16 protein-coding genes are annotated in these 22626 nt (G+C 64.5%); 11 read left to right on the top strand and 5 right to left on the bottom strand.

All coding sequences use genetic code 11. From position 1 onward, the window contains the following. Positions 1 to 337: 337 nt before the first annotated feature. From ACFQPB_RS20840 to ACFQPB_RS20825, 4 genes are read left to right on the top strand one after another with little or no spacing between them, the layout of a single operon-like run. On the top strand, positions 338 to 6814 hold the full coding sequence (locus ACFQPB_RS20840) for a DUF4347 domain-containing protein (protein WP_382227563.1): 6477 nt from the start codon (positions 338 to 340) through the stop codon (positions 6812 to 6814). A 22-nt stretch (positions 6815 to 6836) separates the two neighbouring features. Continuing rightward, positions 6837 to 7658 carry a hypothetical protein gene (locus ACFQPB_RS20835; protein WP_382227561.1) on the top strand — a complete coding sequence of 274 codons (822 nt, stop codon included), beginning with the start codon at positions 6837 to 6839 and terminating at the stop codon, positions 7656 to 7658. A gap of 34 nt (positions 7659 to 7692) precedes the next feature. Further along, a complete protein-coding gene (locus ACFQPB_RS20830) occupies positions 7693 to 9486 on the top strand; it encodes a type I secretion system permease/ATPase (RefSeq protein ID WP_382227558.1) in 1794 nt (597 codons plus the stop codon). Further along, positions 9483 to 10811 carry an HlyD family type I secretion periplasmic adaptor subunit gene (locus ACFQPB_RS20825; RefSeq protein ID WP_382227556.1) on the top strand — a complete coding sequence of 443 codons (1329 nt, stop codon included), beginning with the start codon at positions 9483 to 9485 and terminating at the stop codon, positions 10809 to 10811. The genes ACFQPB_RS20830 and ACFQPB_RS20825 overlap by 4 nt, the downstream gene beginning before the upstream one ends. Positions 10812 to 10866: 55 nt before the next feature. On the opposite strand, the gene ACFQPB_RS20820 is transcribed toward ACFQPB_RS20825, so the two are convergent. After that, a complete protein-coding gene (locus tag ACFQPB_RS20820) occupies positions 10867 to 11661 on the bottom strand; it encodes an IclR family transcriptional regulator (protein WP_382227553.1) in 795 nt (264 codons plus the stop codon). A gap of 98 nt (positions 11662 to 11759) precedes the next feature. Here ACFQPB_RS20820 and ACFQPB_RS20815 point away from each other — a divergent pair, with 98 nt between their 5' ends. Genes ACFQPB_RS20815 through ACFQPB_RS20795 form a run of 5 tightly spaced genes read left to right on the top strand, consistent with a single transcriptional unit; the run spans position 11760 to position 15909 of the window. Next, on the top strand, positions 11760 to 12209 hold the full coding sequence (locus ACFQPB_RS20815) for a type II 3-dehydroquinate dehydratase (protein ID WP_382227550.1): 450 nt from the start codon (positions 11760 to 11762) through the stop codon (positions 12207 to 12209). A gap of 41 nt (positions 12210 to 12250) precedes the next feature. Next, a complete protein-coding gene (gene dctP, locus ACFQPB_RS20810; protein ID WP_382227547.1) occupies positions 12251 to 13237 on the top strand; it encodes a TRAP transporter substrate-binding protein DctP in 987 nt (328 codons plus the stop codon). After that, positions 13234 to 13737 (top strand): TRAP transporter small permease, encoded by a 504-nt coding sequence (locus tag ACFQPB_RS20805; protein ID WP_382227544.1) that lies wholly within the window; start codon positions 13234 to 13236, stop codon positions 13735 to 13737. Before dctP ends, ACFQPB_RS20805 begins: the two co-directional genes overlap by 4 nt. Before the next feature lie 7 nt (positions 13738 to 13744). Beyond that, positions 13745 to 15046: a TRAP transporter large permease gene (locus tag ACFQPB_RS20800; RefSeq protein WP_382227541.1), complete on the top strand. Its 1302-nt coding sequence runs from the start codon at positions 13745 to 13747 to the stop codon at positions 15044 to 15046. Between the two features lie 11 nt (positions 15047 to 15057). Further along, the gene (locus ACFQPB_RS20795; RefSeq protein ID WP_382227539.1) at positions 15058 to 15909 is read left to right on the top strand and encodes a shikimate dehydrogenase family protein; all 852 of its coding nucleotides are present in this window, start codon (positions 15058 to 15060) and stop codon (positions 15907 to 15909) included. Positions 15910 to 16080: 171 nt separating this feature from the next. Here ACFQPB_RS20795 and ACFQPB_RS20790 read toward each other — a convergent pair whose 3' ends face one another. After that, complete coding sequence (locus tag ACFQPB_RS20790) at positions 16081 to 17823, bottom strand: tannase/feruloyl esterase family alpha/beta hydrolase (protein ID WP_382227536.1); 1743 nt, start codon at positions 17821 to 17823, stop codon at positions 16081 to 16083. Positions 17824 to 17977: 154 nt separating this feature from the next. Between ACFQPB_RS20790 and ACFQPB_RS20785 the strand changes: the two genes are divergently transcribed. Continuing rightward, a complete protein-coding gene (locus ACFQPB_RS20785; RefSeq protein WP_382227533.1) occupies positions 17978 to 18463 on the top strand; it encodes a MarR family winged helix-turn-helix transcriptional regulator in 486 nt (161 codons plus the stop codon). Positions 18464 to 18581: 118 nt separating this feature from the next. Here ACFQPB_RS20785 and ACFQPB_RS20780 read toward each other — a convergent pair whose 3' ends face one another. From ACFQPB_RS20780 to ACFQPB_RS20770, 3 genes are all read right to left on the bottom strand, one after another. Continuing rightward, a complete protein-coding gene (locus ACFQPB_RS20780; protein WP_382227531.1) occupies positions 18582 to 20534 on the bottom strand; it encodes a GNAT family N-acetyltransferase in 1953 nt (650 codons plus the stop codon). Between the two features lie 190 nt (positions 20535 to 20724). Further along, on the bottom strand, positions 20725 to 21075 hold the full coding sequence (locus ACFQPB_RS20775) for an RNA recognition motif domain-containing protein (protein WP_382227528.1): 351 nt from the start codon (positions 21073 to 21075) through the stop codon (positions 20725 to 20727). 106 nt (positions 21076 to 21181) lie between these two features. Further along, entirely contained in the window at positions 21182 to 21391 is a 210-nt protein-coding gene (locus ACFQPB_RS20770; protein ID WP_382227566.1) for a hypothetical protein, read from the bottom strand. 293 nt (positions 21392 to 21684) lie between these two features. On the opposite strand from ACFQPB_RS20770, the gene ACFQPB_RS20765 reads away from it, so the two are divergent. Continuing rightward, positions 21685 to 22101, top strand: coding sequence for an ankyrin repeat domain-containing protein (locus ACFQPB_RS20765; RefSeq protein ID WP_382227525.1), 417 nt, complete (start codon positions 21685 to 21687; stop codon positions 22099 to 22101). The last annotated feature ends 525 nt before the right edge of the window (positions 22102 to 22626 follow it).

Below are 22626 nucleotides of genomic sequence, written 5' to 3'. Positions count from 1 at the left end.
GTAGCTAAACATCGCCCCCTGGAAGTCTTGGTTGCCTCTCATCTTTATCGTCGCAGTTGTTGCGGGATGACTTCAGATCGTAGCGGCCGACGCGGACGCTCGCAGGGGATTTTTCAACGGCCTGTTAAACTGATTTAACTGTCAACTGCACCCAAAGGTTCCCATGTCCCGGCCGCACCCGAGCCCGCCGAGCACCACCCGGGCAGTGTGCGTGCCCACCCATGAAGCAGCTGCTTCACGCCGCACCTTGCCAACCGACCCAACAGCCCAGGCTTTGAATAGTTTTGTTGCGCCTGTTCTCAGATTTGCCTGACCGTATCGCCCCACGGAAGCACCCATGACCATACCCGCCACCCAACCAACCATTGCCACCTTGTACCAAGCGGGCGAACCCAGCCTGAACCAACACCACGAGGTGGCCTTCGTGCTCGACAACGTGGCCGACTGGGAGACGCTGGCCGCAGGCGTGCGCGCCGGGGTGGAGGTGGTGGTGCTGGACAGCCGGGGCGATGGCCTGGCGCAAATGGCCGACTGGCTGGCGCAAAAAACGCCCGGCAGCGTTGATGCGATTCACCTCCTGGGGCATGGCGGCAGCGGTGCGATCAACTTGGGTGCGCTGACACTCACCGGCGACAACCTGAACGAACACGCCGACACCTTGGCGCGCATTGGCGCGGCCCTGACAGAAGAGGGTGACTGGCTGGTGTATGGGTGCAACGTGGCGGGTGACGCTGCCGGGGTGGATTTGGTAGGACGCCTGGCACATACCAGCGGAGCAGATGTGGCGGCGTCTGATGATGTGACGGGGGCTGTGGGGCTTGGTGGCGATTGGGTGTTGGAGCATTCAGACGGTCACATCGAGTCATCTGCCTTAATGATCACCGCTTACCAAGGGGCGCTTGCGGCGCCGGCCGATCAAAATTTTGATGCACTACCACCGCAGGAGAGCGTGCGACAAAACAACCCGTCGATCACGCTCGACGGCGTGATCTATTCGACGAACTCGACCAACGATGCCATTCGAGTTGACACGGTAGATGCCATCACCGGTATGCTGCCGACGTTGGGCACGGGCAATGCCATTGGTTCAGCATGGTATGGCACCAACACGGGAACGTATTTCCAGTTTGCCTCCGAAAACAACGCGAACAACTTCAAGCTGAATTCGCTGCGGGCAGAGGTGTGGGGAGGCACTTCTGGCACAGCAGAGGTGTACACCGTCACCGGCTACAACGACGGCTCGCAAACCGTGTCGGCTACGGTCACATTCACTGCCGATGGCACCTATGGAGGGGGAAACAGTGCCATTGTTTACGACCGGCAAACCACTGGCGCTGAAGAATCGAGCTCTAGCAACACGGCCAACGCCGGGCTGCTGACGTTTGGTAGCAACTGGGACAACATTGACCAGGTCAGGTTCACGACGGCAGACGGGAAGATTCTTGCCATATCGATGGACCAAATCGATTTTTCGGAGCCGACACCGCCAGCACCGACGGTCACCAGCATCACATCATCCACCGCCAACGGCAGCTACAACGCGGGCGATCTCATCAGCATCCAGGTGACGTTCAGTGCGGCGGTCAACGTCGCGGGCACGCCACAACTTACGTTGGAAACGGGCACCACCGACCGCACCGTCAACTACGTCAGCGGCAGTGGCAGCACCACCCTGACCTTCAATTACACGGTGCAGTCTGGCGACACCAGCGCCGACCTGGACTACACCAGCACCACCGCATTGGCACTCAACGGCGGCACCATCACCGCCACCAGCGGTGGCGCGGTGGCGGTGCTGACGCTGCCATCGCCCGGCGCGGCCAACTCGCTGGGCGCCAACAAGGCGCTGGTCATTGACACCACGGCGCCTGCCGCCCCCAGCACGCCTGACCTGACGGCTGGCACGGACACGGGCAGTTCATCCACCGATGACCTGACCAACGACACCACCCCCACTTTCACGGGCACGGCGGAAGCGGGCGCCACGGTCACCTTGTACGACACCGATGGCGTCACCCCAATCGGCTCGGGCACGGCCACCGGGGGCAACTGGAGCATCACCGCCAGCGCCTTGGCGGCCGGTGCGCACAACGTTACGGCCAAGGCAACCGACGCAGCGGGCAACGTCAGTGTCGCCTCTTCGGGCTTGACCCTCACCATCGACACAGCGGCCCCCACGCTGAACGGCGCCGCGCCCGATGCCTCGCCGGCCGACGGTGACACCAACGTGGCCTTGGGCAGCGACATCGTCATCGACTTTTCTGAAAACGTGGCTTTCGGTGCCAGCGGCACGATCACGGTCCGCGCCGACGGCAGCGATGTGGGCATCTTTACCGTGGCCGCTGGCAGTGCAGCGGGTGTTTTTGGCACCGCGACCATCAGCGGCGACAAACTGACGATCAACCCGGCCGCCGACCTGACGCCTGGCAAGACCTATTCGGTGCAATTCACGTCCGGCGCGCTTGAGGATTTGGCGGGCAACGCGCTGGCGGCCATCGCCAACGACACCACCTACAACTTCAGCACCGTTCCGCCAAACGACCGCCCTGGCCTCACTGCGGGGGGCACGCTGGCCTACACTGAAAACGCGAGCGCTGCTGCCATCGACGGCACGTTGACGTTGTCGGACACGGAAAACGACGCCATCACATCGGCCACGGTCAGTGTCTCCACCGGCTTTGCTTGGGGCGATACGCTGGGCTTCGTCAACCAGAACGGCATCACCGGCAGCTACAACGCCGGCGCCGGCGTGCTCACGCTCAGTGGCAGTGCCACGGCGGCCAACTACCAGGCGGCGCTGCGCTCGGTGACGTTTGCCTCCAGCTCGGACGATCCGACGGCCACCTCGGCCAGCCGCACCATCACCTGGGTGGCCAGCGATGCGGGTGGCGCCAGCACGGGCGTGACCTCGACCGTCAACCTGACGGCGGTCAACGATGCCCCGTCGCTCAACGCGAACGGCTCCAGCCCCACGTTCACGGAAGACGGCAGCGCTGTCACGCTGTTTGGCAGTGCCAACGCCATTCCGGGGGAGTCGGGGCAGACCCTCACCGGCTTGACCCTGACCGTCACCAACGTCAGCGACACCACCGAGCGGCTGGGTGTGGACGGCAGCACCATCAACCTGACCCACGGCGCCAGTGGCACGACCACCACCAACAGCATGGGGTACAACGTGTCGATCACCGGTGGCACGGCCACGGTTACGTTGACCAACGGCGCCGGCATATCCGTGGCGGCCATCGAGACACTGGTGACGGGCCTGACCTACAGCAACACCAGCCAGGCGCCCAACACGGCCAGCACCCGGGTGGTGACGCTCACAGCCATCCAGGACAACGGCGGCACGGCCAACGGCGGTGTGGACACGGGCACCCCCGGTGGTTCGCCCGCCATGGCCACCGTCACGGTGGTGGCGGTCAACGACGCGCCCACCGTGACCGGCAGCCCTGCCGATGTGACGGTGACCGAAGACCAGACCAGCAACCTGGACCTCTCGGCCGTGACCGTGGCGGATGTGGACAACAGCCCTCTGACGGCGACGCTGGGTGTGTCGGCGGGCACATTGGCGGCTACCAGCGGTGGCGGCGTCACGGTGGGCGGCTCGGGCACGGGCACGTTGACGCTGACGGGCACGGCGGCCAACATCAACGCGTGGCTGGACAACACCAGCGCCATCCAGTACACCGGCGCCGCCAACGCCAGTGGCGACAACGCGGCCACGTTCACCCTCAAGGTCAATGACGGCACGGTGGACTCCACGGTGGCCAACGGCAACATCGATATCACCGCCGTCAACGACGCCCCCACCGACATCGCCCTGAGCAACGCCGCGCTGTCGGTGTACGACGGCACCAACGCCACTGTGGGCAACCTGACGAGCACCGACGTCGACACCAGCGACACGCACACCTACACCTTTGTCCCCGGCGCGGGCGACACCCACAATGGCTTGTTCTCCATTTCTGGCAACACGCTGCGCGCCAACGATGCCGCCAGCCTGAGCGCGGGCACCTACTCGGTGCGCATCCGCACCACCGACAACGGCCCCGGTTCGTTGTCCTACGAAGAAGCCCTGACCATCACGGTGAACGAAGCGCTGATGGTGACCACCCAAAGCGATGCAGGTGACGATGCCACTGCGGGGGGCAGCTATGCCGCCGAGCTGGCCGATGGCGGTGGCCTGAGCCTGCGCGAGGCGTTGGCCCTGGCCTCCGCAGGCGGCAAGACCGTCGGGTTTGCCGCCGGCCTGGGCGGCCAGACGATCACCTTGAGCGCCAACGCCGCTGTGCCTGACGGCACGACGTTTGACGCAGATGCGGCCGGCACGCTGACCATCAGCGACAACGCCTTGGTGCTGGCCGGCCTGTTGAGCGTGAGCAATGCGACGGGCGACACGCTCGCCCTCAACGCCAACTTGTCAGGCGCGGGGAGCCTGAGCAAAAGTGGTGCGGGCACGCTCTCCCTGTCCGGAGCGAACACCTACACCGGAACGACCACCGTCACCGGCGGCATGCTGACGATCGGCAGCGACAACCACCTGGGCGCCGGCGCCGTCACCTTGAGCGGTGGCACGCTCAATCTGCAAAGTTCGACCGGCAGCCGCACCGTGGACAACGCGGTGTCGTTGGGTGCGAGCGGCGGCACGGTGCGTGTGACCTCGGATGCTTTCACGCTGTCGGGTGTCATCGGTGGCACAGGCGCACTGGCCAAGACCGGCACGGGTGACTTGACGCTGTCGGCAGCCAACACCTACTCGGGTGGCACCACCCTCTCCAGTGGCAAGCTGCTCATCGCCAGCGGCAGCAGCGTCGGCACGGGCGCCGTCACGTTCGAAGGCGGCACCCTTGTGGCCACCACAAGCGTCACGCTCAACAACGCCATGGTCCTGGGCGCGGGCGGGGGCACACTTCAGGGCGACTTCGGCATATCGCTGAACGGTGCCATCAGCGGCAGCGGGTCCTTCGTCAAGCTGGGCACTGGCGCCATCACCTACGCGGGGGCGGTCACCACCACCGGCGCGGTGGATGTTCAGGGCGGGGCATTGCAGGTGCTGGGTGTCACGGGCTCGGCCAACGCCTTTGGCACCGGCACCATCACCCTGGCAGCGGGCACCACCTTTGCCGTGGCAGGCAGCGACGTCACCTACAGCAACCACATTGTGCTGGCGGGCAACGCGTCGGTTTTGTCAGGCAACATTGCCGGCACCCGCACGGTCAGCGGCACCATCACCGAAACCGGCGGCCCACAGGCGCTCACCGTGGGTGGTGGGGTCTCCACCGACACCCGTTTCATCTTCTCGGGCAACAACAGCTACAGCGGCGGCACCACCGTCACCAACAACGGGGGTGTGGTCATCGCGGGCAGCAACACCGCTTTTGGCAGCGGCAACATCACCCTGAATGCAAACGGCAAGATCGGTGTGGCCAATGGCATCAGCCTGGCCAACGCCATCACGCTGACTGGTGCCGGTGCTGAGGTGTTTGCCGACACGGGCAACAGCGGCACGTTCGGCGGCGTGATTTCGGGCGCGCAGCCCCTGAGCAAAACCGGCGCAGGCACCGTCACCCTCAGCGGCGCCAGCACCTACAGCGGCAGCACCACCGTGACCGCGGGCACGCTGTCGGTCACCGGATCGCTGGCCAACACCAGCACGCTGTCGGTGGCCTCTGGTGCCACGCTGACCGGCAGTGGCAGCGTGGGGACGGTGGCCACATCGGGTGCCGTCACCGTGTTGTCGGGCGGCACGTTGGCCCCGGGTGTGGGCGGCCCTGGCACGCTCACCCTCAACAACGGCCTCACGGTGGCCGCCGGCGGTACGCTGGTGATGCAGCTCAATGGCGCCACCGCCGGCTCGGGTTTTGACCAACTGGTGGTCAATGGCGCCGTGGACCTGAGCGGCGCCACGCTGTCCACCACCCTGGGTTTTTCTCCCAGCGGCAGCGACAGTTTCAGGCTGATCGACAACGACGGCGCCGATGCGGTGGTGGGCACGTTTGCGGGCATTGCACAGAACGGCACCATCACCGTCAACGGCCAGACCTTCACCGTCAGCTACCAAGGCGGTGACGGCAACGATGTGGTGCTGACCCGGGTCGTCCCACCAGCGCCGGCACCGGAGCCCGACCCGGAACCCGCGCCGGCCCCGCCGCCCGTGCCCTTGCCCCCGGGCGACGCCGACGGCGATGGCGTGAGCAACGCGGTGGAAAGCCTGGTGCCCACGCTGCCGGTGGCCGGTGGCGGCACGCCGGTGGCCGGTGACGGCAACGGGGACGGCATTGCCGATACCCAGCAAGCGGCGGTGTCGTCCACCCAGTTCCGCGTCACCGACAACATCTCCACCGACCCGGCCGCCGCACCCACCTTCGTCACCCTGGTGGCCGACAGCACGGATGGCAAGGCCAGCCCTGCCAGCGGTGCGACCATCACCGAGATCAAGCAGCTCGATGCGCCTGCCGACACGCCCGCCGACCTGACGACGCCCCTGGGCCTGATCAGCTTCAAAGCCAGCATTGCAGACGTTGGCAGCCAGGAAACCTTCAGCCTGTTTGTGGACGCCAACCTGGGCGTCAACGGCTACTGGAAGAAAGACGCCAGTGGCACCTGGGTCAACCTTGCCAGTGAAGCCCACGGGGGCAAGATGGTGTCGGAAGGGGGCAAGCTGCGCCTGGACTTTGTCATCGAAGACGGCGGGCAGTTCGACGCCGATGGTTTGGCCAATGGCACCATCTCCGACCCGGGTGCCGTTGGCAACCTGCCCCAGTCCATCACCGAACACCAGCCCAAGCTGCCGTTGGACCATTTCTGGTTCTGAGCCAGCCTGAAAGAAGCAGTCCGTGACCCACACATTCCCCCACGCACCCATGCAAACCAAGCCTTTGTTCACCCGTGCCCGCCTGCTGACCGCACTCGCATCCACCTGTGCGCTGACTCTGACCGCCTGTGGTGGCGGCTCGGATGCGCCCGACCTCACGCCCACCTCCAGCCTGACCCAAGGCCGCTGGCTCAGCACCGGCCTCACACCGGCTTACACGGCCATCGTGGTGCCCGCATCGACCGGCGCCAACACGCCTGCCGTGGACACCGTGTGGGCGCTGGCCCAGGACGCGTCCACCCTCATCAAGCTCAAAGCCAGCGGCCCCGTGTTGACCGCAGGTGCCGTCACCGGCAACGTGTACATGCTGGGCACGTCCAACGTCACGGCGGTCAGCGGTGCCAGCTACACCATCCAGACCACCACGGGGGCCGGTGCCAGCTCGCAAATGGCCATCCAGCCCCTGCTGGGCACCACCGCCCTGTTCGATCGCAGCGATGCCATGGCCACCGCACTGCGCGCCGACCAGGCCAACGGCACATGGCAAGCGGACCTGGGCAGTGCCCGCGTCAACTGGACCGTTCAAAGCGCTGCCGCCGGCACCAACAACCTCAGCGGTACGAGCACCACGGGTTGCACCTACAGCGGACACACCAGCGTCGTTTCTGCCCAGAGCCTGTACAAGGTGCAGTTCACAGAAACCTGTCCTGGCAGCGGCACACCTTCCACCCAGACCTTCCATGGTGTGGCCACGCTCTCCACCGCCGATGCCCGCCTGACGGTGGTCGCCACCAACGAGGCCGAGACCCGCGCTGCCGCGCTGTTGTTCGCCAAGCAGCCTTGAGCTTCACCGGACGCTTTCTTACTTTCCCCAGCGCATGAGCCTGTTTCACATTCCCCAGGGCGAGTTCACCCGCGCCCTGGGGCAGTTGCGCCGTGTGTTCACCCACATCGGCCTCTTCAGTCTGGTCATCAACCTGCTGTTGCTCGCGCCGTCGCTCTACATGCTGCAGACCTACGACCGGGTGCTGACCAGCCGCAACGAAGGCACTTTGGTCATGCTGACATTGCTGCTTGCAGGCCTGTTGGCCCTGGAAGCGGCGCTGGAGTACCTGCGCTCGCTGGTCATGAGCCGGGCCAGTGCGGCGGTGGACGTGCAGATGGGGCCCCAACTTTTCAACGCGGCCTTTGCCCAACGCCTGAGCGGGCAGGGCAGTCTGAGCCAGACCCTCAACGACTTGGGCCACGTGCGGGGCTTCGTCACGGGCAGGGGGCTCATGGCACTCTTCGACGCCCCGTGGCTGCCGGTTTTTCTGCTGGTCACCTTCCTCATTCACCCCGTGCTGGGCTGGTTTGGCGTGGTCTCTGCCGCTTTTTTGCTCGGGCTGGCCTGGTACAACGAACACGCCACCGGCACCTTGCAGGCCGAAGCCGGCCGCATGGGCAACGCGGCCACCCACATGGCTGATGCGAGCGCACGCAACGCCGAGGTGGTCGATGCGCTGGGCATGCTGGGTGCGTTGCGCGAACGTTGGTTGGTGCGCCAGCACCACTACCTGGCCACGCTGGGTGACGTCAATCAACGCGCCGCCCGCATCGGTGCGGCTGTGAAGTTTTCGCGGTCCTTTTTGCAGTCGGGCATTCTGGGCTTGGGGGCATACCTGGTGCTCAAAGACCAGGTGACCCCCGGCGGCATGATCGCGGCGTCCATTCTGCTGAGCCGCGCCCTGGCCCCGGTGGACATGGTCATTGCCCACTGGCGGCAGCTGGTCACCGCCCGGGAAGCCCTCCAGCGGCTCAACGGGTTGATGGCGCAGCCTGTGGTCTACCCACCCGACATCAAGCTGCCCCGACCCCAAGGTTTTGTGCAAGTTGAGAACCTGGTGGTGGCCGCACCCGCTGGTGCGAACGGCGACACACCCAACAAACGCGAACCCATCCTAAAGGGCCTGGGTTTTGAGGTGGCAGCGGGACAGCAGGTGGCCATTGTGGGCCCCAGCGGTTCGGGCAAATCCACGCTGGCCCGCGCGCTGATGGGCGTGTGGAAACCACTGGCGGGCTCGGTGCGCCTGGACGGCGCCGACCTGGGCAGCGCCTACCGCGACGACATCGGCCCCTACCTCGGTTACCTGCCACAAGACATCGAATTGTTTGCAGGGACCTTGGCTGAAAACATCGCGCGCTTTGGTGTGATCGACTCCGATGCCGTGGTGCAAGCCGCTCAGCGCGCAGGGGTGCATGAGCTCATCCTGCGCATGCCCAAAGGCTATGAAACCCGCATACAGGATGGCTCACCCGGCAGTGTCACCCTCTCGGGTGGCCAGCGCCAGCGCATCGCGCTGGCCCGCGCACTGTATGGCGACCCGGTGCTGGTGGTGCTGGACGAGCCCAACGCCAGCCTGGATGAAGCGGGTGACCAGGCCCTGATGCAGGCCCTGAGGGACCTCAAGGCACGCGGTCGCACCGTGTTTGTGGTCACGCACCGCATGAACCTGTTGACCCAGGTCGACACCATCATGGTGCTCAACGATGGACGCATACAGGTCATGGGGGCCAGTGAAGACATCTTGAAAGCCAACCAGCAGCGTGTGGGTCAGCCGCCACACACGGCGGGTTCACATGGCGAGCGGCCCAAAGGCATTGATGGCCAACCGGCGGGAGAAAGCCCATGAATGCCCCGCTGTTGACCGGGCCACAACCGCCCCGCATGCCCAATGCCGACCACGCAGGCCCCACCCGCCTTGCGCTGTGGCTGCTGGGCGTGGGCTTCGGGGGATTTTTGCTGTGGGCCAGCCTGGCCCCTCTGGATGAAGGTGTGCCCACGCCCGGTGTGGTGGGCGTGGAGACCAAACGCAAGCGGGTGGAGCACCTGACCGGCGGGTTGGTCGAACGGATTCTCGTCAAGGAGGGCCAGCAGGTGGCGGCAGGCCAGGACCTGCTCGTGCTCAACGAGGTGCAGGGCAAAGCCGCACTGGATGCGGTCACCGGTCAGTGGCTGATGGCATCGGCTGCCGTGGCGCGTTTGCAGGCCGAACGTGAAGGTGCGGTGGTGATCCGTTTTCCCAAGGAGTTGGAGCAGGACCGTTCGGTCGAAGTGCAAGCCGCACTGAAGTCACAGCGCGATGTCTTTGCCGCCCGGCGCCGCGCGCTTGAGGGCGAGTTGCGCATCGTGCGCGAATCCACCAAGGGCTTGCGGGCTCAGCTGGACAGCCTGGCGCAGCTCAAGGTGGGGCGAGAAAAGCAGGTCAGGCTGTTCAACGAGCAATTGAACAAGTTTCAGGCCCTGCAACAGCAAGGGTTTGTCTCGCAGAACCAATTGCTGGACACCGAGCGCCAACTCTCGGAAGTGCAAAGCAAACAGGCCGAAGACCTGTCCAACATCGCCGCCACCAACGCACGCTTGGCCGAGTTCCAGATGCGCGAGCAGCAAATCCGCAACGACTACCAGAAGGACGTCGAGGCGCAGTTGTCGGAAGCGCAGCGGGAATTGTCCATGCTGACCGAACGCCGCAAGGGTGTGGCCGACAGCCATGACCGCCTGGTGATGCGTGCGCCCGTGGCCGGAACGGTGGTGGATGTGGCGGTGAACACGGTGGGCGGCGTGGTCAAGCCCGGTGACCGGGTGATGGACATCGTGCCGCTGGGTGAGGAGCTGGTGGTGGAAGCCCACCTGGCCCCACAGTTCATCGACCGGGTGCGCCCCGGCTTGACCGCCGATGTGGGCTTCGATGCGTATGTCAGCATGGCCCGCAGACCGCGGGTGGCTGGGGTGGTGGAAACGGTGTCGGCCGATGTGATGACGGACCCGCGAACGGGGGTGCCGTACTACACGGTTCGAGTGCGCATCAGCCCTGACGAAATTGCACGGCTCAACGAGGTGAAGTTGTTTGCGGGCATGCAGTGTTCCGTGACCATCAAAACGGGCGAACGCACGATGTTGACCTATTTGCTCAGGCCACTGCTGCAGCGAACAGCGTCGGCGTTGTTGGAGCATTGAACCTGCAACGCTGCGACCGATGGCGGCGCGCGGGGCGACATCGGTGCCAAAAACGTCAGCCTTTCCCCAGTGGTGGGCGACCGAACAAATTGGATGCGTTGCTGATGGGGCCAAGCTCGGCGGCGGCGGCCAGCAGGGCAGGGGCCAGTGCCTGCATGGCGTCCATGGTCAAACGTTGTCGTGGTGCGGCAATGCTGATCACACCAATGGCTTCGCGGCGCCGCAACACGGGCACGGCGATGGCGCTCATGCCGGGCGCAAACACCTCGTCGATGAGCGCGTAGCCGCGCACGCGTGCCGCATGCAGAAAACCCAGCAAGGCCTTGATGGTGGTGGGTGCCTTGGGGCCGTATTCCGCGCAGGTACCGAAGCCCTGGCGCGCCACCAGTTCCAGCGCGCGCTCGTCGCTGAGCGTGAGCAGCCAGGCGTGGCCCGAGGCGGTGCAGGACAGCCGCGCCTCCATGCCCATGTCGGGGTCGTAGCGCATGCCTTGCTGGCGCGAGCCCTGGGCCTTGGCCACCCAGATCAAGCGGTCATCGTCCACGATGGAGAGCCTGACCAGCTCACCCGAGGCTTGTGCGAGCCGTTCCAGCAGCGGTTCGGCGATGTCCACCAGACCGGCGTGGCTGAGGTAGCCCAGCCCCAGTGACACCACCTTGGTGGTGAGTTGGTAGTCGCCCTGTTTGCGCTTTTGCCTCACGTAGCCGCGCTGCTGCAAGTCGCTCAACAGTCGGTGGCAGGCGCTCAGCGGGATGTCGAGTTCTTGTGCCATCAGGGCCAGCGGCAGGCCATCCGGGTGTTGCGAGAGGTGTTCAAGCAGCGACAGGCCGCGATCAAGTGCCAAGTTCATTCTGCAATACGGAATGGTTTTCCAGTTTGGAAGGTGTTTCCCAGTGTGCCGCAACAATGGCCACAACACCACAAGCGGCGCCCACGTCGAAGCGCATCATGACCCACACTGTCCACATTCTCAACGGCCCCAACCTCAACCTGTTGGGCATACGCGAACCCCATCTTTACGGCCACACCACCTTGCCGCAGGTGGAGCAGCGTTGTCGCGCGGTGGCCGCCGAGTTGGACTTGGGTTGCGAGTTTCGCCAGAGCAACCACGAGGGTGTGCTGGTGGACTGGGTGCAGGAAGCGCGCGCAGCGGGCGCCGCCGTGCTCATCAATCCGGCCGGTCTGTCCTTCCGGTCCATTCCGCTGCTCGATGCGCTCAAGACCATAGAACAGCCGGTGATCGAGGTGCACATCACCAACATCCACCGGCGCGAGGCCTTGTACCAACATTCCGTCACGGCCAACGGCGCGACTGGCGTGATCTGTGGTTTGGGTCCCTTGGGCTATGAACTGGCGCTGCGCGCCTTGGCTGCGCAAATGAACGCTGCGACCAATTGACTTTGATTTATTCTTTCCAACGACAACGATAGGAGACAAACATGAACGCACCCATCAACCGCCGCCAGGCCTTGTGTGCCAGCGCCGCGCTGGCCACGGCATGGCTGCCCGGCTTGGCACATGCCCAGAGCACGCTGCGCTTTGCTGCGGTGTTTGCCGACACCGACATCCGCGCCGAGATGATGAAACGCCTGGCCGCCGAGGTGGCCAGCGATCACAAGATCGACCTGTTCCTCAACTCCACGTTGTTCCGTCAGGGCACCGAGCTGGTGGCGCTGCAGCGCGACAACCTGGAGATGGGCAACATCTCGCCGCAGGACATCTCCAAACAGGTGCCGGCCTGGTCGCTGCTGACCTCGGCCTACCTGTTCCGTGACGCCAACCACCTGACCGCGTTTTTTGCCAGCGAGATGGGCGCACAGATGAAAAAAATGGTGGAGGACCAGCTCAAGGTCAAGGTGCTGGGCCCGACCTTCTTCGGCACCCGCCATGTGGGGCTCAAGGGCAAGAAAAAGATCAACACCCCGGCCGACCTCAGCGGCGTGAAGCTGCGCATGCCACCGGGCGATGCGTGGCAGCTGCTGGGCCGCTCGCTGGGTGCCAACCCCACGCCGCTGGCCTACGCCGAAACGTACACCGGCCTGCAGACCGGCACCGTGGACGGCCAGGACAACCCACTGCCCAACGTGCAGAACATGAAGTTCAACGAGGTGATGGGCCAGATCGTGCTGACCTCGCACCTGGTGGGCTTTGACCTGCTCACGCTCAACCTCAAACGCTGGAACGCCATGGCGCCCGACAAACAGCGCGCCTTCCAGGCTGCGGCCGACAAGGCCATCGCCTGGAGCACCGCCGAGCACCTCAAACGCGAGGCCGAGCTGGCCGAAGGCTTCCGGCGCCAGGGGCTGGAGGTGTACACCCCCAACCTGCAGGCGTTCCGCGAGCACGCTCAAAAAATCTACCTCGCGTCTGACGAGGCCAAGGCCTGGCCGGCGGGTATGCTGGACAAGATCAACGCGATGAAATGACGCGCCTTCTGCCGCTGTTGCGCCACGGCGCCAACGGGGTGGCCGCCGGCCTGCTGGCGGTCATCTTTGTCGCGTTCATTCTGCAGATCGCCTTGCGCTACGTGTTTGACTGGCCGGTCGGCTGGACGGCTGAACTGTCGCTGGTGGCCTGGTTGTGGCTGGTCTTGTGGGGCGCGGCCTTCGTGCTCAACGACCAAGAGGAAATCCGCATCGAGTTGCTGGACGTGCTGGCACCCGGTCGCCTGCGCCTGCTGGCGCAGGCCCTGGGCTCGGTGGCCATCGTGGTTTTGTTTGGCATGTCGCTGCCCGCCAGCTGGGACTACGTGAGCTTCATGAAGGTCGAGAAGACCTCTTACCTCAAGATCCGTGTCGATGTGCTCTATGCCATCTACATCGTTTTTGTGCTGGCCGTCATCGCCCGCCACCTGTGGCAACTGCGTCGGATCGCGCGTGCCTTGTGGCGCGGTGCGGCCAGCCTCCCGTCGTCCGATTCTGTCTGAGCAGCACGTGAACTTCACCAGTCCTTTTTCGCTGGCACTGGCCACCATTGTGGGCTTGAGCCTGCTGGGTGTGCCCGTGGGGCAGGCCATGATCGGTGGCTCCATCCTCTACCTGTGGCTCAAGGGCATGGACATGGGCAGCGCGGCCGAGCAGTTGCTCAACAGCACCTATTCCAGCTACCTGTTGCTGGCCATTCCCCTGTTCATCCTCGCCGCCAGCTTCATGAGCACAGGCAGCGTGCTCGATCGCCTGCTGCGTTTTTGCAACGCCATCGTGGGGCGGTTTCCGGGTGGCCTGGCCCAGGTCAACGTTTTGCAAAGCATTGTGTTTGCCAGCATGTCGGGCTCGGCGCTGGCCGATGCGGCAGGCTCGGGCAAGCTGATGCAGGCCATGATGACCCGGGGCGGGCGCTACACCCCGGCCTTTGCCGGTGCGCTGTCGGCCGTGTCGGCGGTCATCGGCCCCATCCTGCCGCCGTCCATACCCATGGTGCTGTACGCCCTGGTGTCGGGCACGTCCATCGGCTACCTGTTTCTGGCGGGTGTGTTGCCGGGGCTGTTGCTGGCGGGCGTGCAGATGGCGCTCATCTATGTGCAGGCCAAGCGGCGCCACTTTCCGGTGGAGCCGGCGGTGCCGCTGCGCGACTTGCCCCGCATCACCCGCGAGGCCTTTGCCGCCCTGATGTTGCCCGTCATCCTGCTGGGTTGCCTGTACAGCGGCATCACCACGCCCACCGAGGCCGCCGGCCTGGCCGCAGCCTACGCGCTGCTGGTGGCCACCGCGTTGTACCGCAGCATGGGCTGGCGTGAGGTCTACGACTCGTTGCTCAGCAGCGCCCGCACCAGCATCTCCATCGGGATGCTGATTGCGGGCGCACTGGTGTTCAACTACGTCATCACCTCAGAAAACATACCCGCCTCGTTGAGTGCGGTGCTGCGCGCGCTGGACCTGTCGCCGCTGGCCTTCCTGCTGGCGGTCAACCTGCTGCTGCTGGTGCTGGGTGCATTTCTGGAAGGCTCGACCATCATCCTGGTGATCTTGCCCGTGTTGTTGCCCACCGCCACCGCGCTGGGGATCGACCCCGTGCACTTTGGCGTCATCGCCGTGCTCAACATCATGATCGGCCTGGTCACACCGCCTTATGGCCTGCTGCTGTTCATGATGACCAAAATCGCCGAGGTGTCTCTGTTTGACCTGGTGAAGGAAGTCATGCCTTTTCTGTTCGTCATGGTTGGCGCGCTGGCGGTCATCACCTTGTGGCCGGACTTCGTGTTGTTTGTGCCTCGGCTGGCGGGTTATTCTGGCTGAGGGGCGCACGCATGACACACCAGCCCACGCCGTCCATCGACGGCCACACCGAATTGATCGTGCACCTGGGCTTTCCGACCCAGGGCTTTCGGTCACCCCGCATCTACAACCCCTACTTTGCGGCCCAGGGCATACGGGCCGTGGTGGTGCCCATGGCCTGCCGGGCCCATGATCTCGCACAGGTGTTGCCCGCGCTGTTTCGTCTCGACAACGTGCGTGGCGCGCTGATCACCATGCCCTTGAAGGTCGCGGTCGTGTCCTTGCTCGACGAGGTGAGCATGGCGGTGCAGGTCGCGGGGGCCTGCAATGCGGTCAGGCGCACGGTCGATGGTCGGTTGGTGGGGGAATTGTTCGACGGTGAAGGGTTTGTGCAAGGTGCCCTTCGCAAAGGGGTGGTGCTCAAGGGTGCCCGTGCCCTGGTGGTGGGCTGTGGCGGTGTGGGGCGCGCCATCGCCGCGGCCTTGGCCGGTGAGGGACTGGCTGAGTTGCGGCTATTTGATGCGCAACCGACACAATCGGCAGAACTGTGCCAGCGTCTGCGAGCCGTTTATGCCGACCTGGATGTGGTTCAAGTGGCCGCGCCCGATCCCTGCGATCTGGATCTGGTGGTCAACGCCACCCCACTGGGGATGTATGCACAGGACCCCCTGCCGTTTCAGGCCGAGCGCTTGTCGCCCCACACATTGGTGGGTGATGTGGTGCTTGAGCCGGCCGTGACGCCTCTCATTCGGGCTGCCTCAGCCGCAGGCTGCCGCACCCAGGTGGGCGAGGACATGCTGTACGAGCAAATCCCGGCCTACCTTCGGTTCTTTGGGCTCCCGGTCACCACCCCAGAGTGTTTGCGCCAACTGGCTGGGCGTTAGCCCTGCCGCGCCCATGTGGCGGCTTTGGGGCGGCCAATGCGAAGCAGCCCGCCAATTCGTGGTCCTTCCGCAAAGCGAGTTCGCACAGCGCGGGCGCCTGGGGCAGTGCTGCGAAGCACTTGCTTCGCAGCAACGGTGCCGCCACGCTTATGGCCGCGCTGTTGGTTCACATCACTGGCAACTGAAGTTGCTCGCCAATTCCACACTGCCCGTGCCCTTGTAGCGGGCGACTTTGGGGTAGGCGCAGAGCGGGCGTGTGCGGTCGGCGGCCCAACCGCTTGGCAGGTCGGCGTTGGTGCCGCCCGGGTTGCCCGCGCCACGCGCGGAGGCCACAATGTCGGCCGGTGCCTGGCCGTTCTCGACCCAGTTGACCAGCGGCGTCAGCAGATCGAACTGGTCGGTGGCCGGGCCGCCCGAGCAGTGCCCCATGCCCGGCACGCGGTAGAAGCGGGCAAAGTCCTCGCCGGTGTCGCGGCTCACACCCTTGAACCACGCTTCGCTGTCGTCCACCGAGAAGATCGAGTCGCTGACGCCGTGGTAGACCATGATCTTGCCGCCGCGCTCACGCAGGCCCTGCAACTGGGTCGGCTTCGGGGGGGTCATGAAAGACATGGCCGATTCGCTGTAGATGCCGCTGGTGGCGTACATCGAGGCGTTGAGGGCGTCGATGTTGGTGGTCAGCGCAAAGCTCAGCGGGTTGAAGGTGGCCAGGTCCTGCGGCGGTGCACCGAAGATCAGGCCGGTCGCGCCGGCGTCGAGGTTGATCGCAGCGAAGTACTCCCAAAAGGCGATGCCGCTGCCGACTGGACTGCCGCCCGACGCCACACCCGCTTTGCCGGCGCCAAAACCGGCGTCGTACGGAAAACTGGCGTAGATGCGTTCGCCTTGGCTGGTGGTGGGGCCGCTGAAGACCTGGGCCAGCACCGATTTCTGGGCGCTGCTCAGGCAGCTGCCGTCGCGGGGGCCGTTGCAGGTGGGCACGTCTTCGGCCAGCTTGAAGCTGGCCTGACAGGCTGTCACGTCCTGCACCAGGCCGTCGGCGACACCGTCCAGGCCGTCACATTTCGCCAGCACGCGGCTGGCCAGCAACTGGCGCTCGGTGTCGGTCACGGCGGTGGCGAGGTCGATCTGGTTGGTCACCGTGGTGGTCGCCACGGTCTGGTACAGGCGGGCCGCCGCCAGGTTGGCCGTGGCCGCCTTGGGCAGGTTGTAGCCCGGGGCCCCGGCCAGGATGCCGTCGTAGTCGGCGTGGTAGCGCGCGGCCGCCACCAGGGCGTGGCGCCCACCGTTGGAGCAGCCCGCGAAGTAGGAGCGGTCCGGGCCCTTGCCATACGCGCGCTTGATGGCATCCTTGGCCATGGGTGTGAGTTTGGCCACCGCCTGGTAACCGTAGTCCAGGCGGGCTTGGGGGTCGATCCCAAAAGTCGGCGCGCTGCCGCTGTGGCCGGCGTCCGAGCTGAGCACGGCAAACCCCTGGTGCAGGGCGCCGGTCAATGGGCCCCCCCCCAGGGCGCCCAAAGCGGGCAACACCGCGCCGTCGATGCCACCGTTGCCCTGGTGCAGAAAGCGCCCGTTCCAGGCCTTGGGCAGGCGCATCTCGAAGCCGATGGCGTAGGTGTTGCCATCCACGGCACTCACGCGTTCGTGCATCTTGCCGGTCACGCGACAGTGTTCGGCGATAGGCTGGCCGCCTTGTTGCACCGTGCCGGCTGCCACCGTTTCAGCGGCGCTGATCTGGGTGTTGGGCAGGCCGGCCAGGGCGGTGCTCAACTGGTCGCAGGCGCCTACCAAGCTGGCCGGCGTTGCAGCGGCCAGCTGGGGCAGGGGGTCGTCACCGCCGCCACAGGCGGTGCTCAGGGCGGTCAGCGCAGACAGTGCGCCGAGGCGCGTGGCGCGTTGGATCAAGGTGGGCATGGGTCTCCTCCGGGGTTGGGGTGGCCTTTTGGCGACGATGGCCGCAAGATCTTATTTAGTTTATTTAATTAACTAAATGGTGCAAACAAGGGTTTACACCGGGAGGTGCGAGCCTGCGGCGTGATGGAGGGGTGTGTGAATCGATAATGGGGGCATGAGCAGCACGCCCAAGCCGACACCTGACGCATTCACGCCCAAAGCTCGTCTTGAGGAGGGAGGCTTGCGCGATGTGCTGGGATACCAGTTGGCGCAGGCCTCGATCCTGACCAACCTGGGTTTTGTGCGCGCCGTTGGCAAGCCCACCCACCTGGGTCAGGTGGAGTTCACATTGCTGCACTTGATTAAACAAAATACGGCGGTGACCCCTTCCAAATTGGCCCAAGCCCTGTCGGTCAGCATGCCGGCCATCACCGTTTGGATGGGCAAGCTCGAAGAACGTGGGCTGATCACGCGTCAGCGCAGCCACACTGACCGTCGCTCGCGGCATTTCGAAGTGACGGCCGATGGCGAGGCGTTGGTCTCGCAAGCCATGGCGGCCGTGCTGGCCGAGGAGTCGCAGTTGCTGGACCAGTTGTCGGCGGCCGAGCGCGCCATGTTGCTTGAGTTGCTGCGCAAGGTGGCACGCCAGCGCACGACATAGCGGGCCGGCCTTGGCCCGGGTGTGAGTCAGCTTACCGATCAGGGTTGTTGCGTCGGCGCCCCTTCTGGGCATGAGGCGACGGTGCCGTTGGGAGGGCAGGTCGATTCGCGCGCCGCTTTCACTCGAACATCATGGTCACATGCAGCGAGTCGTCTTCCTTTTCCACCGTGATGTGGTCGGTGGCCTTTTTGGCCAGGGCAATCATCTTGGTGTTGCCGGGCAGGATGTCGGCGATGAAGCCGCGCACGCCCCGTGCTTGCGCATGTTCAAGAATGCGTTGCTGCAGCGCGCTGCCCAGGCCGGTGGATTGCCACTGCGGATTGATCAGGTAGGCCACATCGGCGAGGTTGGTGGACGGGTTGGAAAAGTAGCAGGCCTGTCCAATGATCTCCTCCTGTTCGCGGGGCCCCACCACGGCCACAAAACCCACCTCGTTTTCGTAGTTGTGGTTGCACAGGCGCTCCACATCGTCGGCCGAGAGCGCGTGCACCGTGCGGAAAAAACGGGTGTACACGTCGGCCGCAGGCAAGCCAAAGAACAGCTGGCGGATGCCGTTGCCGTCGGAGGCGCGCGCGGGGCGCAGCATCACGGTCTGGCCGTTCTTCAGTTGCACCGTGCGCTCGTCTTCCACCGGGTAGGCGCGCATGTTTTTGAGGGTGTGCGTGGGCGACAGGTAGCCCAGTTGCTTGGCCTCATCGAGCAAGCCTTGCCGGTGGTCGGGGTGAGCAATCTGGATCAGGGCAATGGCGCGCTCGCGCAGCGATTTGCCGAACAGGTAGGCCACACCGTATTCGGTGATGACGAAGTGCACGTCAGAGCGCGGCACGGTCACGCCTTCACCGGCCTTGAGCATGGGCCGGATGCGCGACTGTTTGCCATCGTCGGTGGTGGACGCCAGGCAGATGATGGGTTTGCCGCCGGGCGAGCGAGAGGCGCCGCGCAGAAACTCCTCTTGCGCGGCGATGCCACTGTAGAACTCGCCCTCGAACTGGTCGGCGCAGACCTGGCCGGTGAGGTCGATGGCAAAGGCCTGGGTCACCGACACCATCTTGTGTTGCGAGGCGATGGTGCCCACGGCACACACCATGTCCATGGGCTGGAAAGAGAACAGCGGGTTGCGGTCCAGCACCTCGTACAACTGGCGCGAGCCCATGGCAAAACTGGTGACGATCTTGCCCTTGTCCGAGGTCTTGTGTTTGCCGGTCAGAATGCCACGCTCGAGCAGCGGCAGGATGGCGTCGGTGATGACATCGGAATGGATGCCCAGGTCCTTGCGGTCGGTCAGGTAGCGCAGCGCTTCGTTGGGGTACCGGCCGAGGCCGATCTGGAGTGTCGAGCCGTCCTCGATGATGCCGGCGATGTAGCGCGCAATGCGCTCGACCACCTGGGTTTCGGACACCGTGTGGGTGTACTCGATCAACGGTGTGTCCACCGGCACGAAGTGGTGGATCTGGCTTTCGTGCAGCGTGGAATAGCCCATGGTCCATGGCATGTCGGGCACCACTTCGGCAATGACCAGCCGTGCGTTCTGCACAGCGGCCACGACCACGTCAACCGAGACCCCGAGGCTCACGTAGCCAAAGCGGTCGGGCGGCGACACCTGGATGAACGCCACGTCGAGCGGAAACCGCCCAATGTTGAACAGCTCGGGCACCGCCGCGATGGACACCGGCAGGTACTCGGCCTGTCCGCGCTTGACGGCCTCGCGCATGTCCATGCCCACAAAAAAGCATTGATGACGGTATTGGGTGACGGGCGCACCTTGTGCGTCACGGGCGATGCTGTCGGTGGTCAGAAAGTGGATGAGTTCCACGTCAGGCGGGGGAAAGCGCACCGCTTCCAACGCCCGGATCAGCGTGCGAGGCGTGGCACAGGCGGTCCCCACAAACACCTTGTTGCCGGGCTTGACCAGTTCGGCCGCCTGCTCTGCGCTCAGGCATTTGGACGCGTAGGGCTCGTTCTCCAGCACCTGCAGCGCGGCGGCGCGGGGTGGCACCGCGGCCGGCGTGGTGTCGAACACTTGTTTGGCCCATTGTGTCAACGGGGTACCGATGCGGGACAGGAGGGACATGGGCAACCTTTCACTCGCCAGTGGCGTAGCCGCCGCATGTTACGTCAGGGTTTCCGCTGAACCGCAGATTCGCACGGTTGGTGGCCCCAATGCGTCGTGACATGCTGGTCGACTTGCTGACCAGGGCGACTTTGCCTGGGCGAAAAAAAACCGGCTTGAGCAAACCGGTTTTCAGGAGATGTCGCAGGCTTCAGTAGCGGCCGCCGCCGTAGCCACCCGTGCCATAGCCAACGTCCGGGCGATTGGAGGCACGGTATTCCGTCGGAGCATGGGTACCGGAAGTGCCACGGTCTTCGCGTGGCCGGGCCAAATTGACAACGATGGTGCGGCCATCGACGGACATGCCATGCAATGCGCTGATGGCAGCCTGGGCCTGCTCGGCTGAGGTCATCTCCACAAAACCGAAGCCCTTGGACTGGCCAGTGTCGCGGTCCATCATGACTTTGGTTGAAGCAACGCTGCCGAATTCGGCGAAGTTGCTTTTGAGGCTGGCATCGCTGACGGAGTAGGGCAGGTTGCCCACGTAGATCTTGGTGCTCATGTTTGAGTCTTTCTGTGAATCTGGACGCATCGTCGCGATGCGTGCGAGCGAACCGGAAGTCCGCTGGGAATTGAAAAGGTGTCTGGCGTCTGCCGTGAGCAGGTCGTCAGCACGCGGGGCGCATTGGCACGCAGGTTTGTAGCCAGCCCTGGGTGACGGCAAACACGCGGGCGGCCTCGCGCGACGCAAAGGTCGTGTCAAACCTGAATACGCGGCAATAGCTGCCGTTGCCCTGAGAGCGTTGGACCGCAAATGAGGCGCGGAAGCGGCCGCAGGCGGTCGGCTGTGTCGAGGGCGAAACGACGTACTGGCCCATGGAGATAGAAATGTTGGAAATCGTGATCAATCAGGATTGCAAGCGTGGATCACGCCCGCATGAGCTGGTTGCCTCGGGGGGCAGGCGCTCAAAGGTCAAAAAGGCGACGGGGCGCGAGAGGCTCCGACAGCGACGTCAAGACTTGCCATGTGGGAATGGCGTGTTGTGGTCTCGAGCCTTGAATTATACTATTTTGTTGTAAAAACCGTTCAGAATATTATTTTTGGTTTTAAATGGGCTTGGCTTTTGGGTGTTCGCGCTCAGAGCAGGGCCCACGCGCACCGACATTCCCCATGAGCGATTGGAAAACCCAGCAGATGATCAAGGCCTCGGGCTGGCCCGATGCCCCCGAAGCCTTGGCCATCGGTGCCAACTTCAACCAAGCCACTGCAAGCGGCCTGGTACCACTGCACTGGGCATGCCAGCATGGCAAAGCCGGCCTTGTTCGCCACATGATCGCCCATGGGGCCAACGTGGCAGACGTCTCGGCCGACGGCAAAAGCATGTTGGCGTTGGCACTGGACGCGCAGGACTTCCAGACACTGATGCTGTTGATTGACCAGCTCAAAGCGACCGGTGCGCCACCACCCGGTGAGGCCATCAAAGCGCGCCTGATCCAGTCCTTCCGCAGCGGTCACCCCGACTCACGCAACCGCATCGTCCAAACCTTGCGCGATTGGGAGCGAATCGCGAGAAAGAACAGGGCTTGAGCTGACCCCCACCAAGCTCAGCCGGATGGTGCCGCTGCCGATGGACTGGGATGAGCAGAGGCGGTTGCTCGGTATGGCCTGAGCAGGCAGCCACTCAATCAAAAACGGGGTGTTCGGCCCCCCGTTTTACATGGGGCAATCAAGCGGCGCAAACCCACAATGTCACCGCCCCGGAGGGCTCACAGAGAAAGGGCCGGAAAAAACAGCGCGGATTCGGTCAGAGATAGCCCACAGAGAAAGCCGAATCGGCCTGGAGCCCGCATGAACTGGGGCTTTGCCAAAAGAAAAGGCCCCCGCGCTGCGGGGGCCTTGTCATACTGGCGGTGGACGTAGTCTGGACCGAACCCGTATCGGCCTGGCTCGGTCGGAAAATCTGCGTTTTCCCTTGTGTTTATTGGGCTTTTGAAAACGCGCCGGCCAAACGGGTGCTCCGAAAAGCAAGCTACAAAAAAAATGCGCGCGCGCCCGCGTCACACGCGTGTACGCGCGCGGGCGCAAAAAAGGAATCGTGGCCAGGAGTGTGCA

The sequence above is a fragment of the Hydrogenophaga atypica genome (assembly GCF_042665215.1).
In the GTDB taxonomy this organism is placed as follows: domain Bacteria; phylum Pseudomonadota; class Gammaproteobacteria; order Burkholderiales; family Burkholderiaceae_C; genus Hydrogenophaga; species Hydrogenophaga defluvii_A.
Note: the sequence above shows the minus strand (reverse complement) of the source record. Positions and strands in the feature narration are given on the sequence as shown.